This is a genomic window from Pseudoneobacillus rhizosphaerae (genome assembly GCF_917563885.1).
GTDB classification, from domain to species: domain Bacteria; phylum Bacillota; class Bacilli; order Bacillales; family Cytobacillaceae; genus Pseudoneobacillus; species Pseudoneobacillus rhizosphaerae.
In genome coordinates this window covers 30,316-47,284 of the sequence record NZ_CAKJTG010000010.1, presented here as the reverse complement: position 1 = coordinate 47,284, position 16,969 = coordinate 30,316, and the positions used below count along the sequence as shown (strand labels likewise).

Here is a 16,969-nt window from a genome sequence, read left to right as displayed (position 1 = left end):
TTCCATTGTTGTAAAAAAAATATTGACACTCAAACCTGTATTTGAATATTATATATTCAAACGAACATTTGAACAATAATGTAGGAGTAGTCCATCAAATTAATTGAGGTGATAGCGTTGAAAGACTTAAATATGTGTGAAGTCAACTGCGTTGATGAAGATAAAGTAGCATCTATTCAAAAGAAGCTAAATTCAAACTGTATAATCGATGTGGCAAAGCTATTTAAAGCATTATCAGACGAAACGAGAATGAAGATTGCCTATGCACTTTCGCTAGAAAAGGAGCTTTGTGTCTGTGATGTCGCAAATATTGTAGGTGCTACAACAGCCACTGCATCACATCACTTAAGACATTTACATCACTTAGGGCTCGCTAAATTTCGCAAAGAAGGAAAACTCGTTTACTATTCCTTAGATGATGAACACGTTCGCCAGCTCATTGACCTAGCCTTTACCCATCATGAACATCTGCACCACCCGGCACAGACCAAACAATAAATTCGCTCTACCGCATTAAAGCACTGGGGGACTGTCCCCCGTCTATGCACCGCGTTAAAGCGTCGATAACAAAGGGAGGAATATTTTATGGGTCACCATCATCACCATTCGCATGATCACGGTCATGGTCATGGCCATCACCACCATCATTCAACGAACAAAACTGCACTATTTTGGTCGTTTTTATTAATTAGTTCCTTTATGATCGTTGAAGTGATTGGAGGAGTTCTTACAAATAGCTTAGCCTTATTGTCAGATGCTGGACATATGCTAAGTGATGCAGTAGCGTTAGGATTAAGTTTTTTTGCTTTGAAATTAGGAGAAAAACAAGTAACGAAAAATAAAACCTATGGATTTAAACGGTTTGAAATTATTGCTGCCGCACTGAATGGTTTGACATTAATTCTAATTGCCCTATATATATCCTTTGAAGCCTATCACCGCTTCTTAGCCCCGCCATCCGTTCAAAGTACGGGCATGCTCGTCATTTCTTCGATTGGACTGATTGTCAACATCGTCGCAGCAATGATTTTGATGAAGGGCGATAAAGAGAACTTAAATGTTCGTAGCGCTTTGCTTCACGTCTTTGGAGATATGCTTGGATCCTTTGGTGCAATTATCGCGGCCATTCTTATTATGGTTTTTGGCTGGGGCTGGGCGGATCCATTGGCTAGCGTAATTGTAGCAGCTCTCGTTTTAGTCAGCGGCTATCGCGTCACAAAGGAATCTTTCCACGTATTAATGGAAGGGGCTCCAACACAGCTTGATATCGATAAAGTTAAAGAAGCCCTGTTGAAAATTCCCGCAGTCAATGAGCTTCATGATCTGCACATTTGGACGATCACATCGGGATATCCTGTTTTAAGCTGTCACTTAGCCATTACAGAAATAGGGAATCATGATGATGTTTTAAAAAGAGCCCAAAAGCTACTTCATGATGATTTTGGGATTGAACATAGCACCATTCAAGTGGAACGAGCAGAAAATGGCTGCCCAAATCCTCATGGGTCGTGTAACTAGAAGAATATAGAATCTTTTTTAGATATGGCTGTTTTCGCACATATTGATGCTTTTCGAACATTGTCTTAACCCGTATTTATTAAGGCTTCGGGGCATCTTTTCGTCATTGTAATAAGTTAGCCTGTGTTATTTCTTTGTTTTGTTTGTCTTTAAGAAATAATAGCAACAAAGTTTACGAAAAGAGCCTTAGAAACTCACTTTCAACTATAGTTAAAATAGTTTTAACGCCTATAACTATAGAAATTCAAATGCCAATTTAGGAGTAGGATCATGATTGAAATTATTCGTCATTTATCTGGTTTATTTCTTCCAGGATTTCTTGTTATCTTTTTTACTCGTGTAACCTATAATCGGGTCATTGGACTTGTCTTAACGGTTGCTCTCATTGCCGCATCAGTATATAAGGGCTATACGAATACACCTTCACTAATTATCGTAGATTCCTTCTCCTTAACAGTTGGATTTTGGCTTGCAGCTAAAATGAAGCCGAAAACGAGACGAGATGCATAAAAGGGCCTGTCGAGTTCAATCGCCAGGCTCTTCTCTTTAATAAAAAAATCCCTCTTACCTACTTCAATTCAAAAAAAAAACGAATATCAGTTCGCATAATGTTGGTTTGTTTTGGATGCTTTGTGGTAAAATGATGATAGAATCTTAATTAAACTGTACTGGAGGCTTATTCGTTGAAAGACCAGTTTGAACTTGTGTCAAAGTATTCCCCAGCAGGAGATCAGCCTGAAGCAATAAAGAGAATCCTGGAAGGTCTTCGTGAAGGCAAACGCCATCAAACGTTGCTTGGTGCAACCGGAACGGGGAAAACATTCACTGTTTCTAATGTTATCCAGGAAATTAATAAGCCAACCTTGATTATTGCCCACAATAAAACATTAGCAGGACAATTATATAGCGAGTTTAAAGAATTCTTTCCAAACAATGCAGTCGAATATTTTGTTAGCTATTACGATTATTTTCAACCAGAGGCCTATGTACCATCAACAGACACCTTTATCGAAAAGGATTCTAGTGTCAATGATGAAATTGACAAGCTGCGCCACTCAGCCACTTCCTCTTTACTTGAGCGAAGAGATGTTATCGTTATTGCTAGTGTTTCCTGTATTTACGGATTAGGTTCTCCTGAAGAATACCGGGAAATGGTTCTATCCTTACGAACTGGAATGGAAGTGGAACGTAACCAGCTTTTACATAAACTTGTTGATATCCAATATGAACGTAACGATATTGATTTTAAACGTGGAACATTTCGTGTTCGTGGAGATGTGGTCGAAATTTTCCCTGTTTCACGCGATGAGCAATGCATTCGCGTGGAATTTTTTGGTGATGAAATTGATCGAATTCGTGAAGTGGATGCTTTAACGGGTGAAATTATGGGCGAACGACAACATGTAGCCATTTTCCCAGCGTCCCACTTCGTAACTAGGGAAGAAAAACTTCGAGTAGCGATTGAAAATATCGAAAAAGAACTCGAGGTACGCTTAGCTGAATTAAGAGAAAACGGAAAACTTCTGGAAGCGCAGCGTTTAGAGCAACGCACGAAATATGATTTAGAAATGATGAGAGAAATGGGCTTTTGCTCAGGGATCGAGAACTATTCCCGTCATCTCACACTTAGACCAGAAGGCTCGACACCATATACACTCATCGACTTTTTTCCAAAGGATTTTCTCATTGTCGTGGATGAATCACACGTGACGTTGCCTCAAATTCGAGGTATGTATAATGGGGATCGTGCCAGAAAAGGAGTGCTTGTGGATCACGGCTTCCGCCTTCCATCAGCTTTAGATAATCGACCATTAATCTTTAATGAGTTTGAAGATCATGTTAATCAAATCCTTTACGTTTCAGCAACACCAGGACCGTATGAATTGGAACATACTCCAGAAATGATTCCTCAGATTATTCGTCCAACGGGATTACTTGATCCAAATATTGATGTCCGTCCAATACAAGGTCAAATCGATGATCTGATTGGTGAAATTCATGACCGAGTGGCGAGAAACGAACGTGTTTTAGTCACAACGTTAACGAAAAAAATGTCAGAGGACTTAACCGACTACCTCAAGGAAATCGGTATAAAGGTGCAATATCTACATTCTGAAGTTAAAACCTTGGAGCGGATTGAAATTATCCGCGACCTTCGACTGGGAAAATATGATGTTCTAATCGGTATCAACTTACTTCGAGAAGGTCTTGATATTCCTGAAGTCTCGCTTGTGGCAATTTTAGATGCAGACAAAGAAGGCTTCTTGCGATCAGAGCGTTCACTTATTCAGACCATTGGGCGTGCTGCACGTAATTCAAATGGCCATGTAATCATGTATGCTGATAAAATGACGAACTCCATGGAGATTGCCATTCGTGAAACGAAACGTCGCCGAGAAATCCAGGAAGCGTATAACGAGAAGCACGGAATCACTCCACAAACCATTCAAAAAGGCGTTCGCGATGTCATACGAGCTACACATGCTGCCGAGGACCAAGAAGAATACAAATCAGAAAAGTCGCTTAGCAAGCTAACGAAAAAAGAGCGAGAAAAAGTAATCACCGATATGGAAAAAGAAATGAAGGAAGCAGCCAAAGCGCTTAATTTTGAACGTGCTGCAGAGCTTCGTGACCTAATATTAGAGTTAAAAGCGGAAGGATGACGAACGAATATGGCAATGGATAAACTAATTGTCAAAGGTGCCAGAGCGCATAATTTAAAAAATATTGATGTCACCATTCCGAGAGATAAGCTTGTTGTGTTAACAGGGCTTTCCGGTTCTGGAAAGTCCTCACTTGCTTTTGATACGATATATGCAGAAGGTCAAAGACGTTACGTCGAATCCCTTTCGGCGTATGCGAGGCAGTTTCTTGGACAGATGGACAAGCCAGATGTCGATGTGATTGAAGGACTTTCTCCAGCGATCTCGATCGACCAAAAAACAACAAGCCGAAATCCTCGTTCAACAGTGGGTACCGTGACAGAAATCTATGATTATTTACGTCTATTATATGCTCGTGTGGGCCGTCCAACATGTCCGACACACGGTATTGAAATAACCTCCCAAACGGTTGAGCAAATGGTGGATCGGATTTTAGAATACCCAGAAAAAACGAAGCTGCAAATCTTATCTCCGATTATTTCAGGAAGAAAAGGTGCACATGTAAAGGTTTTTGAAGATATTAAAAAGCAAGGCTATGTCCGAGTTCGCGTCAATGGCGAAATGATGGACTTAAGTGATGACATCACACTTGATAAAAATAAAAAACATTCCATAGAAGTGGTCATTGATCGTGTAGTTATTAAAGAAGGAACAGGTCCGCGGATTGCTGATTCGTTAGAAAGTGCCCTAAAATTAGGAGAGGGAAAAGTGATCATCGATGTAATCGGGGAAGAAGAGATCCTATTTAACGAAAATCATTCCTGTCCACTTTGTGATTTTTCCATAGGTGAATTAGAGCCGCGTATGTTTTCCTTCAACAGTCCATTTGGAGCTTGTCAGAGCTGTGATGGATTAGGTTCCAGACTTGAGGTTGACCCTGAGTTAGTCATTCCTAATTGGGACTTATCGTTAAAAAAACATGCCATCGCCCCATGGGAGCCGACTAGTTCACAATACTACCCACAGCTGCTGGAAGCAGTTTGTAATCATTATGGAATTGACATGGACATCCCAGTGAAAGAGATTCCGAAAAATCTCCTTGATAAAGTCCTGCATGGGTCTGATGGGGACAAGATTTTTTTCAAATATGAAAATGATTTTGGTCAAAAACGCGAAGGCTATGTCGAATTTGAAGGTGTACTCACGAACATCGAACGTCGCTTCAAAGAAACGAGTTCTGATTATATTCGAGAACAAATGGAAAAATATATGTCACAGCATGCCTGCCCAAAATGTAAAGGCTATCGTTTGAAAGAAGAAACGCTCTCGGTTTTGATTTCAGGTCAACATATCGGTAAAGTCACCGAGCTTTCAATTGAGGATTCGTATCAATTTTTTAGTCAAATCGAATTAACGGAAAAAGAAATGCAAATTTCTAAACTTATTTTTAGCGAGATTCTTGAACGTCTCGGTTTCCTCATCAATGTAGGCTTAGATTACTTGACGTTAAGTAGGGCAGCTGGAACCCTTTCTGGGGGAGAAGCTCAGCGGATTAGGTTGGCCACACAAATTGGCTCGCGTTTAACGGGAGTACTTTATATTCTAGATGAACCGTCGATTGGGCTTCACCAGCGTGATAATGATCGATTAATCGAAACATTGAAAAATATGCGAGAAATTGGTAACACCCTCATTGTCGTAGAGCATGATGAAGATACGATGATGGCTGCGGATTATTTAATCGATATTGGACCGGGTGCGGGTGTTCATGGTGGTCAAATTATTTCAGCTGGTACCCCAGAAGAAGTAATGAATGATTCTAATTCCTTAACCGGGCAATACCTTTCAGGGAAAAAATATATCCCGCTGCCACTTGAGCGCCGTAAACAAGACGGTCGAATGATTGAAATCAGAGGTGCGGTCGAAAATAACTTAAAAAAGGTAAATGTAAAGATTCCATTAGGCATATTCATTTCCGTTACCGGTGTTTCAGGCTCAGGAAAAAGTACGTTAATCAATGAGATTCTCCATAAATCATTAGCGCAGAAGCTACATCATGCAAAAACGAAACCAGGTGAGCATAAGGAAATGAGGGGACTGGACCACCTTGACAAGGTCATCGATATTGATCAATCACCAATTGGTCGAACTCCACGTTCCAATCCTGCCACTTATACAGGAGTTTTCGATGATATTCGTGATTTATTTGCCTCGACAAATGAAGCAAAAGTACGCGGCTACAAAAAAGGACGTTTTAGCTTTAATGTAAAAGGCGGACGTTGTGAAGCTTGTCGTGGAGATGGAATTATTAAAATAGAAATGCATTTCTTGCCAGATGTCTATGTTCCTTGCGAAGTTTGCCATGGTAAACGCTATAACAGAGAAACGCTAGATGTACGATACAAAGGTAAAAATATATCTGAAATTCTCGATATGACTGTGGAGGAAGCGGTCGTTTATTTTGAAAACCACCCGAAAATATCACGTAAAATGCAAACCCTTTACGATGTAGGTCTGGGCTATATTACTTTAGGCCAGCCTGCAACAACCTTGTCAGGTGGGGAAGCGCAGCGCGTTAAGCTTGCCTCAGAATTACACCGTCGTTCTAATGGAAAAACTATTTATATTTTAGATGAACCAACCACGGGACTTCATGTGGACGATATTTCGAGATTATTAGTTGTCCTCCAACGCTTAGTTGAAAATGGCGATACAGTTCTTGTAATAGAGCATAATCTTGATGTGATTAAAGCGTCCGATTATATAATCGACCTCGGCCCAGAAGGCGGAGATAAAGGTGGATCAATCGTTGCTACCGGAACACCGGAAGAAGTGGCGGAAGTCCCACAATCATACACAGGAAAATATTTAAAACCGATTTTAGTTCGTGACCGTGCTCGGATGGAAAAGGACCTTGAAGAGCTAGAGAACCATACCGCTAGAGTCTAAATTTTAAAAATAGAGCTAACCATAAGCTTCAGGTTAGTTCTTTTTTATGTTCAAAATTCTGAAACCTTCCGATAACCCTATCCGTAAATATGATTAGAAGGAGTTGATTATAGTGGACACAGATAAGGTGTTAGCGGCGTTAAGCTATTTCAGTGTACTGTTTGCAGGGATTATTTTTCCCATTATTGTTTACTTTGTCACGACAAACTCTAATGTAAAATCCCATGCCAAAAAGGCATTATTTTCACATTTAATCCCATTAATTCCAATACCAGTAGTTGGACTGATTTTCATAATAGGAATCCTAAGTGATGTAGGACAAATGATGTATTCTGCTTTTCTTTTTATTGGAGTGGGCTTAAGCATCATATTAAGTGTAGTAGTCTTAATTTGGAACATTATCAAAGGCGTAAAAGTTCTACAAAACGAATAAGCATATAGGGAGTGAATAGTTTATTCTTTTAAAAATATAAAGAGCGGAATACCGCAAATTAGAGGAGGATATCAAATGAAGCAACAACGTGCACGGATTTTGAAATTGGTTGAGGAGGGAAAGCTCTCTGTTGATGAGGCACTAACACTATTAGAAGGATTAGAGAATCATAAGGTTGTTCCAGAGAGCAAGGAGGAAAAACTCTCAGCTTTTGTTAAGTCAGATGAAGCGGAAGCAGAGACGGAGAAAAAGGATGAACCGTATTATAAATTCCAATCCGCAAAGGAAAAGGTTTTTGAATTCGTTGATTCAGCTTTTAAAAAGCTAAAGGAAATTGATATTGATTTCAATTTTGGAAAGTCGATTGAAATCGCTCATATTTTTCAACAACCAAGCACGGATTTTTCCGATTTGGACATCCATATTGCGAATGGTTCAGTTCGTCTTATTCCTTGGGACCAGGAAGAAGTTCGTGTAGAATGCCAAGCAAAAATTTATCGGGTTGAAACATTAGAAGAAGCCCGCACCATCTTCCTACAAGGGGTAGTATTTGCAATTGAAAATAATTGCTTAACCCTCCAAACGCAGCATAAATGGATGAAAGTCGAAGCCAAAGTGTTTATTCCTCAAGCGGATTATGCGAAGGTAAGGGTACGTTTGTATAATGGACCGATTTCAGCTGAAAATATGAAGGTTAAAGATTTAAAAATGGATACGGCCAATGGCAAAATTACGATAGATAATTTGCAAAGTCAAAAGGCAGAAGTGGAGACTGCAAATGGAAGTATCCAAGTGAAAAAGAGCCTTTTAGAAGAATTCGAGGCCGAAACCATCAATGGAGCTATAAAATTCGAAGGCGATCTTCAAAAGGGAAATCTTCATACGTTCAATGGGAATATCCTCTGTGCTATTTCAGGAACGACCTGCGAAACATTATCCTTAAAAGCTACTACAGGAAATATTGAACTACATGTTCCCGAAGAAATCGCCATTTCAGGGGAATTAAAATCTAATCTTGGTAATTTTAATGTGAAATTGGAAGGCATTCAAATAACTGAAGAAAAGAGTGAAATGGTTCAAAAATACCTTCGTTTTGAAACCATTAAACAAATGGAAAAAGTAGTTCAAGTGAATTCTGAAACAAAAACAGGAGCAATTCGAATTAAACCATTAGATCGTGATCAAAAGCTCTTTTAACGGGAGTTTGTTCTAACTTTAACACCTGAGCTTAATTAGAAGGAGGCATTATTTTTCATGCGGTGGCTCATTAGTATCATTATCAATGCAGTATTATTTATGGCATTAGCAGGCTTTTTTCAGGATTCCTTCTATATATCAGGCTTTGGAGCTGCCATAATCGGAAGTTTTATTTTATCCATTTTAAACGTATTAGTTCGCCCATTACTAATCATCTTAACCTTACCATTCACAATTTTGACATTAGGTTTTTTTCTATTCGTTATCAATGCCATTACCCTATTACTAACAGATAATATGATGGGAGACGCTTTTGAACTATCAGGATTTGGAATGGCCCTTATCATTTCAGTCATCATGTCGATTGCCAATACTATAATTCAGAAGACCATTTTTGATGAAAAGAAAAACTAGTTTAGCTGAAAAAAGGGTGAGCCAACATCAACTGATGTGTGGTCACCCTTTTTTTTAAAAAAAACTTAAGATTCTTCAAACGTGATAAAAGCTTGATAACCATCTGATTCAAGTTGTCGAACTAAGCCTTCTGCATTTTCTCGAATTGAGTAAGCCCCTACTTGCACTTTATATAACCCTTTTGCAGTTGAAGTGGAGGGTGGTTTTGGCCCGGAAGGTGTTGTAGTAGAGGTAGAAGATGCTTTTTCTTTGATGAGCTTATATTGATCCACGATGGCTTTTGTAATCGACTCAGCACATTTTCGACGATAGCTTTCTGACCGGATTAATTTTACTTCTTCTGGATTCGTATAAAATCCACATTCCACTAAGACTGCATCCATTTTGGACTCGCGCAACACGTGAAAATTAGCTGTTTTGACTCCACGATTTTTTAATCCTGTTGATGTAACTAGATTTCTTTGGATTTTTTGAGCTAGCTCATAGGAAACACGTGGTTCTGTCACATAGACATAGGTTTCAATTCCATTTGCATCATTCCAAGTGGAACCGAAGGCATTTGCATGGATTGAAACAAATAAGTCTACCTTTAGGGTATTGGCACTTTTGGTTCGTTCTTGAAGAGGAACATCTCTTTCGTCAGAATGAGAAAAAAAGACATTTACATTTTGATACGATTCCAATAATCTTCTTGCATAGTTTGCCACTGCTCTAGTAAATTCATATTCCTTAAGGCCATCTGGACTTCTTTTTCCAGGAGTGTTATAGCCATGCCCAGCATCTATCATAATTTTCATACTTTTTCTCCTTTCTAACTTTAATTTTATTGCCTCATTATTATCTTATGATTGAAAGTCGAAAAAGGACATGGTTGATTTTTGTGGTAAATACTGGATAAATCAAAAATGTCAAACAGCATCTTTTTGTTCTATTTAAAATAATGCTAAAATAGGGAAAGCATACATATTCCTACTACGTTCACGAGGAGGAGAACTTTTTTGGTAAAGGTACGTACGAAAGACGTCATTGAAAAATTTGAGTTAGAGTTGATAAGTGGTGAGGAAGGTATTAATCGTCCGATTTCAACTAGTGATATTTCTAGACCAGGAATTGAAATGGCTGGATATTTTGAGTATTATCCAGCGGAACGAATTCAATTGCTCGGAAAAACGGAGTTGTCGTTTTTAAAGCAATTGAATCATTTCGATCGGGTCTCAAGACTTGAGCGCTTATGTACGGACATTACTCCTGGAATTATTATTACCAGAGAGATGGATATTGCTCAAGAATTAGTAGAGGCTTGTGAACGTGAAGCCGTACCACTTATGCGATCTAAACAAAAAACAACCCGATTCTCCAGCCTATTGACGAATTTTTTAGAAAGCAAGCTCGCACCAACGACAGCTGTACACGGAGTTTTAGTGGATATTTATGGTGTTGGCGTTTTGATTACAGGAAAAAGTGGAGTAGGTAAAAGTGAAACTGCACTTGAATTAGTGAAGCGGGGGCATCGTTTAGTGGCGGATGACTGCGTTGAAATTCGCCAAGAGGATGAAGGGGTTTTAATAGGTAACTCACCTGATTTAATTGAGCATCTTCTAGAAATTAGAGGACTAGGAATTATCAACGTCATGACTTTGTTTGGTGCCGGAGCAATCCGCAGTAATAAGCGAATTACCCTCGTCATTAATTTAGAACTTTGGGACAAGACGAAACAATATGATCGACTTGGCCTTGACGAAGAAAAAATGAAAATCATTGATTCCGAAATAACAAAGCTAACCGTCCCAGTCCGACCTGGTCGTAACTTAGCCGTCATCATCGAAGTAGCAGCAATGAACTACCGCCTAAAAAAAATGGGCATGGACGCTGCCAAACAATTCAACGCCCGCCTACACGACGTCATCGAAGAAGGCGACCAAGAAGAAGAATAAAAAGCAATCGCTTCACCACATTAAAGTGACGGGGGACAGTCCCTCATTGATTTACTGCGTTAAAGCGCTGGGGGACAGTCCCTCATCACGTTAATGTGTTAAAGGAGGAGGAATAGGGATGGAAGAAAATATTCAACCACTTAATCCATTGGCTATTGAACTGGGTCCGTTTCAAGTTCATTGGTATGGGATTATTATTGTAACCGGTTTAGCACTAGCGATGTGGCTAGTAATGAGAGAGTCAGAAAGACGCCATTTACCAAAAGAAATTTTTGCTGATTTGTTAATATGGGCTATTCCGATTGCCATTATTTCAGCAAGAATTTATTATGTCATTTTTGAATGGGAATATTACTCCAAGAATTTGAGCCAAATCCCAAAAATTTGGGAAGGTGGAATCGCAATCCACGGAGCCTTAATCGGTTCTGTTGTCACCGCCTATATTTTCTCGAAATCTAAAGGGGTTTCATTCTGGAAACTCGCAGATATCGCTGCACCTAGTATCATTCTGGGACAAGCGATTGGTCGTTGGGGAAATTTCATGAACCAGGAAGCACATGGCGGGGAAGTCACTAGAGCCTTTTTAGAGAACTTATATTTACCAGATTTCATCATTAATCAAATGTATATTAATGGTGCCTATTACCATCCAACCTTTTTATACGAATCGATTTGGAATTTCCTTGGATTAATTCTTTTATTATCCTTAAGAAAAGTAAACTTACGACGTGGGGAAATGTTTTTAACCTATGTGATCTGGTATTCATTCGGTCGTTTTTTTGTCGAAGGTTTACGAACGGACAGCCTCATGCTGACAGATTATTTACGTGTTGCCCAAACAATATCTATTTTCTTAATTGTACTCGCTGTGATTTTAATAATATATCGACGTAAAACAGGTCTGTCAGAGGTTCGTTATTTGGATGCAACCAATTCTTAGATTACATATATATCATCGTACACAAAAGGGAGAAATGGGAGAATGTTAGCTGGTTCCATAAAAAGAGGATTTTTTGTAGGATTAAAAACAACATACACACTCGGAAAAATTATTTTTCCAGTAACCGTTATCGTCGCCTTATTGCAGTATACTCCGATATTACCATGGGTGATGAAGTTAATTGAACCGTTGATGGGGCTATTTGGGCTTTCAGGTGATGCTGCCATTCCATTAGTTCTTGGAACCTTCCTGAACCTTTACGGTGCAATAGGAGCCATTTTAACTTTAGATTTAACGGTAAAGGAAGTATTCATCATAGCTGTGATGCTTTCCTTTTCACATAATTTACTAGTTGAAACTGGGGTAGCAATCAAGGTTGGTGTAAAGCTGTGGGTGATTCTACTCGTCAGACTTGGTCTAGCCTTTCTATCAGCCATAGTCATCAATCTGGTTTGGCATGGTGGAGGCCATATAGCCCAATACGGATTCATTCCTGCAAAAGAAGAAAATGTTTCAGGAATTTTAGCAATAATACTTAATGCTTTTTTAAAAGCAGGTACAGGAATACTTCAGTTAGCAATTATCGTCATTCCGCTGATGATTGGTATACAAATTTTAAAAGATAAAAAATGGTTAGATGTGTTTTCTAAATGGATGTCTCCAGTGACTCGAGCGTTAGGAATGAAGGAAAATACGTCGACAACATTAGCGGCAGGACTATTATTCGGATTAGCTTATGGAGCAGGGGTCATGATACAAGCGGTTAAGGAAGATGGTGTCAGCCACAAGGATGTAACGACCGCCTTAATTTTCCTGGTTGCCTGTCACGCCGTGGTAGAAGATACGCTTATCTTTATACCATTAGGTATCCCGATTTTACCATTACTACTTATTCGACTTGGAGTGGCGATTGTTTTAACGTTAGTCGTTTCATTTATTTGGAATCGGACCATTGCAACAAGTAGAAAGGAAGTCACCACCTATGAACAATAAAATTAACACGGTGCTTTTTGATTTAGATGGAACATTAATAGACACGAATGAATTGATTATTTCTTCATTTTTACACACGCTTGAGCACTACTATCCTAACCAATACAATAGGGAGGATGTTCTTCCCTTTCTCGGACCAACACTTCGGGAAACGTTTGAACCGATGGATGCGACGAAAGTAGACGAAATGATTGCAACCTATCGGAAATATAATCTTGCCCATCACGATACTTTTGTTACGGAGTTCCCGACTGTCCTGGATACTATTAAAATTCTTAAGGAGAAGGGATACAAGGTAGGTATAGTGACCACAAAAATCTCCGATGTCGTGATGAAAGGTCTCAAGCTTACTAAATTGGATTCCTATTTCGATGTAATTGTGGCACTCGATCATGTTGAAAAGGCGAAACCAGATCCAGAACCGATTTTCAAAGCATTGGAGCAGCTAGGATCTAACCCTGATGAAGCGATTATGGTCGGTGATAATTACCATGATATTCTTGCTGGTAAAAATGCTGGCACCAAAACAGCAGGTGTGGCTTGGACAATTAAAGGTCGGGATTACCTAGACCAATTTGAGCCAGACTACATCCTAGAAGAAATGGCAGACTTATTGAAGATTTTGGAAGGTAGTTCTCATGAGAAACACTGAACGACACCCTGTAGAGGGAGCTAATTCCTTATGGCATGTTTATAAAACCGTACCCTTTTGGAAGGTTGTTAAAAACTTTGTCGTTATCCAGATCGCCAGATATACTCCTTTCCTCGGAATGAAGAATTGGTTATACCGCACCTTTTTAGGTATGAGGGTTGGTGACAACACATCCTTTGCCTTAATGGTCATGCTTGACGTAATGTTTCCTGAAAAAATTAGCGTCGGTACCAATTCGGTAATCGGCTACAATACGACCATTCTCGCTCATGAGTATTTAATTAAAGAATTCCGTCTCGGGGATGTCCACATCGGTAGCGAGGTTATGATCGGTGCAAATACTACCATACTTCCGGGAATCACTATCGGTGATGGGGCAATCGTCTCTGCTGGCACATTAGTTCACAAAGACGTTCCAGAAGGAAGCTTCGTTGGCGGTAACCCGATGCGTATCATCTACACAAAAGAACAACTATCAGAACGCTGGGCAAACGACCCAATCTACGGAAAATAAAAAAATAACGCGTTAACGCGTTAAAGCGCTCGGGGACAGTCCCTCATCGCTTTACCGAGGTGAAGCATTGAGGGACTGTCCCCGACTACGTTAATAGGTTAAAGTGCCAGGAAACTAACCAACGAGCTTTAATCCGATAGCTGATACGAGCACGATTGAAATAAAAACTAGTCGTTTCCAGTCTTTTGGTTCACGATATAAAAGGATACCGAGGATTGCCCCACCAGATGCACCAATTCCAGTCCAGATTGCGTATGCAGTCCCCATAGGTAAGGTTTTCATGGCTAGTGCTAGGAAGAGAAAGCTCCCTCCGAATCCTGCTGCAAGAAGTAGAAGCGATTGCCAGTTCCGATGTTGATGATAGCGATTGATCATCACAACCCCTGACATCTCTAATAATCCAGCTAACAATAAAAAAATCCAACTCATTTGGTTAACGCTCCTTCCTCCTCGTTGTCATTTGTCACAAGCTTCAAACCAACGACTCCTATTAATAGTAAGAAAATAAGGAGAAGCTTAGCGAGTTTAAATGGCTCATCAAAAAGAAGAATCTCGGCTGCAACCGTACCAGCCGTTCCTAAACCGACAAAGACCGCATAAACCGTTCCAACAGGAAGCTTTTTTCCTGCCATGATAAGCACATAGAAGCTAATTAAGATACTGATGACAGTACCAATCCACTCTAATAAAGAATCCGCATGCTTTAGTCCAATCACCCAAAACACTTCAAAAAATGCTGCGATAAACACCTTTACCCACTCTTTGTTCATTTCCAATCACCTCACATAAAAAATAAAAAAGCCCAGAAGATTATAATTTCTTATAATCTCCCGGGCTTTTATCCCTCCGTGGCACAGTTGCTGATTTGTCAGAAGTTGTGAGTTTTCTCTCGGACCAGACCATTCTTTTGTAAGTAAGTTAAACCCTCTCACAAAATGCGGAACCCTAGAAAACTTTTACGATATTCACATGACATTTATTATACACATTCAATTCAACTTGGCAAGAATGAACTTTTTGGCAATACTAATTTTTGATATGTAAATTTTTTTTATAAAAGAGACTATATGCGTTCGTTCAAAAATTAAAAACACGTAGAAAGAAGGTATTCTATTTGAGCTTTACAATTTATCCTGCGATTGATATTAAAGAGGGAAAATGTGTCCGTTTACTCCAAGGTGATTTTGAAAAAGAGACCGTATATGGAGATTCACCGTTTAAAATGGCAAAGTTTTTTTATCAAAATGGAGCTAAATGGGTTCATATCGGAGACCTTGATGGGGCAAGGAAAGGTAAGCCTATAAATGTTAACAATATAATTAAATGTGCCAAAAACCTAAAAATAAATATTCAAGTTGGAGGTGGTATCCGATCCGAAGCAGACATAGTTCATTATTTAGAAAATGGAATAAACCGAGTGATTCTTGGAAGTGTAATTGTTTCAAATCCTGACTTTGCCGTAGAAATGATTCGTAAATATGGTGAGCCGATTGCCATCAGTGTAGATGTTAAAGATGAATATGTGGCCACAAATGGCTGGTTAAATAAATCCAAGTTGAAAGCCATTGAAGTAGGGAAGGCATTCGCAGATGCAGGAGCGGAAACATTCATTTACACGTATATCGCTACGAATGGTACGCTAGCAGGGCCAAGCTTTGACACATTAGAGGAATTTGCGTCAGAAATCCGCAAAAATATTATAGCAGCAGGCGGAATTAGTACCCTTGATGATTTAAGAGGTTTAAAGTCCTTAGCGAAAAAAGGAGTTTCTGGTGCCATTGTTGGTAAGGCATTATATGAGGAGCGCTTCACACTGGAGGAAGCATTGAGAGTAGTAAAAAGTTAAATAAGAGGTCAGCATTACTGACCCCTTAATTTTTAATGCTAAACAAAGTTGGTTATTTTCCGATAAACATCTGTGTCCAATGGTTACCAGTCGTATCATGCCCCACACCGATGTGTGTAAAGGCACCATTTAAGATGTTCTTACGGTGACCTTCACTATTCATCCAAGCACGTACAACTTCTTCAGGTGTCCGTTGTCCTTGAGCGATATTTTCTCCAGCAGTACTATATGTCACTCCAAAGTCACGCATCATGTCAAAAGGAGATCCGTAGGTTGGGCTTGTATGTGAAAAGTATCCATTTTTCTGCATGTCGTTTGATTTTGTTTTTGCCACTGAGCTAAGTTTTGTATCACCGACTAAATCCTTTAAACCAGCTTTTCTACGTTCAGCATTTGTTAATTCAATAACTTTTTGTTCAGTAGCACTAATTCCTTTTGTTGCTGGTGTTTGCTGTGTTGTTTTGTTTGGTGTAACAGGTTTTGCTTGCTGTGTTGGTTGTTGCTGAACTGGTTGTTGTGTCGGCTGTTGCTGTGTTGGTTGCTGTTGTACCGGTTGTTGCTGCATTGGGCGTTGTTGGAACATTTGTCCAGCCTGACCTTGTCCACCAAATTGCGATTGGGTTTGGAAACGGCGTGCAAATTGTTCAGTAATTGACTGTAAATCTGGAATCGTAATCTGTTTACCTTGTGGATTTGCCACTACATATCCATATTTTGCTTCTTGAATACGGATAGGCTGTGTATGTGGATATTTACCACTATTAATGGTTGTAAAATCAGCTGAAAGTGTATCATTCATATTTCCAGCTAATTCATTACTTGAAAAACGTCGTTGATTACCAGTTGTATCGAAATGGCCGTTACCTCTATCTCCCATATAATTAACATTATTGAAACCATAGGTATCGTTATTTCGATTTCCATTATTATTGAAACCAAAAGTATCATTGTTACGATATCCTACATTTCGTGTGTT

18 protein-coding genes and 1 riboswitch are annotated in these 16,969 nt (G+C 39.3%); of the genes, 14 read left to right on the top strand and 4 right to left on the bottom strand.

Translation table 11 applies throughout. The annotated features are described in order from the left end of the window. Positions 1-117: 117 nt before the first annotated feature. The 8 genes from LRP83_RS10605 to LRP83_RS10570 all read left to right on the top strand — a co-directional run bounded on the left by LRP83_RS10605 (position 118) and on the right by LRP83_RS10570 (position 9,114). A complete protein-coding gene (locus LRP83_RS10605; protein ID WP_230496778.1) occupies positions 118-498 on the top strand; it encodes an ArsR/SmtB family transcription factor in 381 nt (126 codons plus the stop codon). Positions 499-585: 87 nt separating this feature from the next. Next, a complete protein-coding gene (locus LRP83_RS10600; RefSeq protein ID WP_230496678.1) occupies positions 586-1,518 on the top strand; it encodes a cation diffusion facilitator family transporter in 933 nt (310 codons plus the stop codon). 270 nt (positions 1,519-1,788) lie between these two features. Then, positions 1,789-2,028, top strand: a complete 240-nt coding sequence (locus tag LRP83_RS10595; RefSeq protein WP_230496677.1) for a CsbA family protein — start codon at positions 1,789-1,791, stop codon at positions 2,026-2,028. Positions 2,029-2,201: 173 nt separating this feature from the next. After that, positions 2,202-4,181, top strand: a complete 1,980-nt coding sequence (uvrB, locus tag LRP83_RS10590) for an excinuclease ABC subunit UvrB (protein ID WP_230496676.1) — start codon at positions 2,202-2,204, stop codon at positions 4,179-4,181. A 9-nt stretch (positions 4,182-4,190) separates the two neighbouring features. Continuing rightward, positions 4,191-7,070, top strand: coding sequence for an excinuclease ABC subunit UvrA (gene uvrA / locus LRP83_RS10585; protein ID WP_230496675.1), 2,880 nt, complete (start codon positions 4,191-4,193; stop codon positions 7,068-7,070). Positions 7,071-7,182: 112 nt separating this feature from the next. After that, a complete protein-coding gene (locus LRP83_RS10580; RefSeq protein WP_230496674.1) occupies positions 7,183-7,503 on the top strand; it encodes a magnetosome magnetite crystal formation protein family in 321 nt (106 codons plus the stop codon). 75 nt (positions 7,504-7,578) lie between these two features. After that, entirely contained in the window at positions 7,579-8,700 is a 1,122-nt protein-coding gene (locus tag LRP83_RS10575) for a DUF4097 family beta strand repeat-containing protein (protein WP_230496673.1), read from the top strand. Positions 8,701-8,757: 57 nt separating this feature from the next. Continuing rightward, positions 8,758-9,114, top strand: a complete 357-nt coding sequence (locus LRP83_RS10570; RefSeq protein ID WP_230496672.1) for a phage holin family protein — start codon at positions 8,758-8,760, stop codon at positions 9,112-9,114. 65 nt (positions 9,115-9,179) lie between these two features. Here LRP83_RS10570 and LRP83_RS10565 read toward each other — a convergent pair whose 3' ends face one another. Next, entirely contained in the window at positions 9,180-9,911 is a 732-nt protein-coding gene (locus LRP83_RS10565) for an N-acetylmuramoyl-L-alanine amidase (RefSeq protein WP_230496671.1), read from the bottom strand. Positions 9,912-10,112: 201 nt separating this feature from the next. Between LRP83_RS10565 and hprK the strand changes: the two genes are divergently transcribed. The 5 genes from hprK (at position 10,113) to LRP83_RS10540 (ending at position 14,147) form a co-directional block, all read left to right on the top strand. After that, on the top strand, positions 10,113-11,048 hold the full coding sequence (gene hprK, locus LRP83_RS10560; RefSeq protein WP_230496670.1) for an HPr(Ser) kinase/phosphatase: 936 nt from the start codon (positions 10,113-10,115) through the stop codon (positions 11,046-11,048). Positions 11,049-11,166: 118 nt separating this feature from the next. Next, the gene (lgt, locus tag LRP83_RS10555; RefSeq protein WP_230496669.1) at positions 11,167-11,988 is read left to right on the top strand and encodes a prolipoprotein diacylglyceryl transferase; all 822 of its coding nucleotides are present in this window, start codon (positions 11,167-11,169) and stop codon (positions 11,986-11,988) included. Between the two features lie 42 nt (positions 11,989-12,030). Beyond that, positions 12,031-12,981, top strand: a complete 951-nt coding sequence (locus LRP83_RS10550; protein ID WP_230496668.1) for a nucleoside recognition domain-containing protein — start codon at positions 12,031-12,033, stop codon at positions 12,979-12,981. Continuing rightward, a complete protein-coding gene (ppaX, locus tag LRP83_RS10545; RefSeq protein WP_230496667.1) occupies positions 12,971-13,633 on the top strand; it encodes a pyrophosphatase PpaX in 663 nt (220 codons plus the stop codon). The genes LRP83_RS10550 and ppaX overlap by 11 nt, the downstream gene beginning before the upstream one ends. Beyond that, positions 13,620-14,147 (top strand): acyltransferase, encoded by a 528-nt coding sequence (locus tag LRP83_RS10540; RefSeq protein ID WP_230496666.1) that lies wholly within the window; start codon positions 13,620-13,622, stop codon positions 14,145-14,147. The genes ppaX and LRP83_RS10540 overlap by 14 nt, the downstream gene beginning before the upstream one ends. A 114-nt stretch (positions 14,148-14,261) precedes the next feature. On the opposite strand, the gene LRP83_RS10535 is transcribed toward LRP83_RS10540, so the two are convergent. Further along, on the bottom strand, positions 14,262-14,576 hold the full coding sequence (locus LRP83_RS10535; RefSeq protein ID WP_230496665.1) for a DMT family transporter: 315 nt from the start codon (positions 14,574-14,576) through the stop codon (positions 14,262-14,264). After that, positions 14,573-14,917: a DMT family transporter gene (locus tag LRP83_RS10530; protein WP_230496664.1), complete on the bottom strand. Its 345-nt coding sequence runs from the start codon at positions 14,915-14,917 to the stop codon at positions 14,573-14,575. The genes LRP83_RS10535 and LRP83_RS10530 overlap by 4 nt, the downstream gene beginning before the upstream one ends. A gap of 55 nt (positions 14,918-14,972) precedes the next feature. Further along, a riboswitch (guanidine-I (ykkC/yxkD leader) is annotated at positions 14,973-15,107 on the bottom strand. A gap of 154 nt (positions 15,108-15,261) precedes the next feature. Here LRP83_RS10530 and hisA point away from each other — a divergent pair. Then, complete coding sequence (gene hisA / locus LRP83_RS10525) at positions 15,262-15,993, top strand: 1-(5-phosphoribosyl)-5-[(5-phosphoribosylamino)methylideneamino]imidazole-4-carboxamide isomerase (RefSeq protein WP_230496663.1); 732 nt, start codon at positions 15,262-15,264, stop codon at positions 15,991-15,993. A gap of 52 nt (positions 15,994-16,045) precedes the next feature. On the opposite strand, the gene LRP83_RS10520 is transcribed toward hisA, so the two are convergent. Beyond that, complete coding sequence (locus LRP83_RS10520; RefSeq protein WP_230496777.1) at positions 16,046-16,792, bottom strand: CAP domain-containing protein; 747 nt, start codon at positions 16,790-16,792, stop codon at positions 16,046-16,048. Positions 16,793-16,969 lie beyond the last annotated feature (177 nt).

Coding starts and splice junctions, on each gene's coding strand:
- LRP83_RS10575 (WP_230496673.1), top strand. CDS start 7,579: ATGAAGCAACAACGTGCACGGATTTTGAAATTGGTTGAGGAGGGAAAG.
- LRP83_RS10530 (WP_230496664.1), bottom strand. CDS start 14,917: ATGAACAAAGAGTGGGTAAAGGTGTTTATCGCAGCATTTTTTGAAGTG.
- LRP83_RS10600 (WP_230496678.1), top strand. CDS start 586: ATGGGTCACCATCATCACCATTCGCATGATCACGGTCATGGTCATGGC.
- uvrA (WP_230496675.1), top strand. CDS start 4,191: ATGGCAATGGATAAACTAATTGTCAAAGGTGCCAGAGCGCATAATTTA.
- lgt (WP_230496669.1), top strand. CDS start 11,167: ATGGAAGAAAATATTCAACCACTTAATCCATTGGCTATTGAACTGGGT.
- ppaX (WP_230496667.1), top strand. CDS start 12,971: ATGAACAATAAAATTAACACGGTGCTTTTTGATTTAGATGGAACATTA.
- LRP83_RS10535 (WP_230496665.1), bottom strand. CDS start 14,576: ATGAGTTGGATTTTTTTATTGTTAGCTGGATTATTAGAGATGTCAGGG.
- LRP83_RS10550 (WP_230496668.1), top strand. CDS start 12,031: ATGTTAGCTGGTTCCATAAAAAGAGGATTTTTTGTAGGATTAAAAACA.
- LRP83_RS10540 (WP_230496666.1), top strand. CDS start 13,620: ATGAGAAACACTGAACGACACCCTGTAGAGGGAGCTAATTCCTTATGG.
- LRP83_RS10595 (WP_230496677.1), top strand. CDS start 1,789: ATGATTGAAATTATTCGTCATTTATCTGGTTTATTTCTTCCAGGATTT.
- LRP83_RS10520 (WP_230496777.1), bottom strand. CDS start 16,792: ATGAATGATACACTTTCAGCTGATTTTACAACCATTAATAGTGGTAAA.
- LRP83_RS10565 (WP_230496671.1), bottom strand. CDS start 9,911: ATGAAAATTATGATAGATGCTGGGCATGGCTATAACACTCCTGGAAAA.
- LRP83_RS10570 (WP_230496672.1), top strand. CDS start 8,758: ATGCGGTGGCTCATTAGTATCATTATCAATGCAGTATTATTTATGGCA.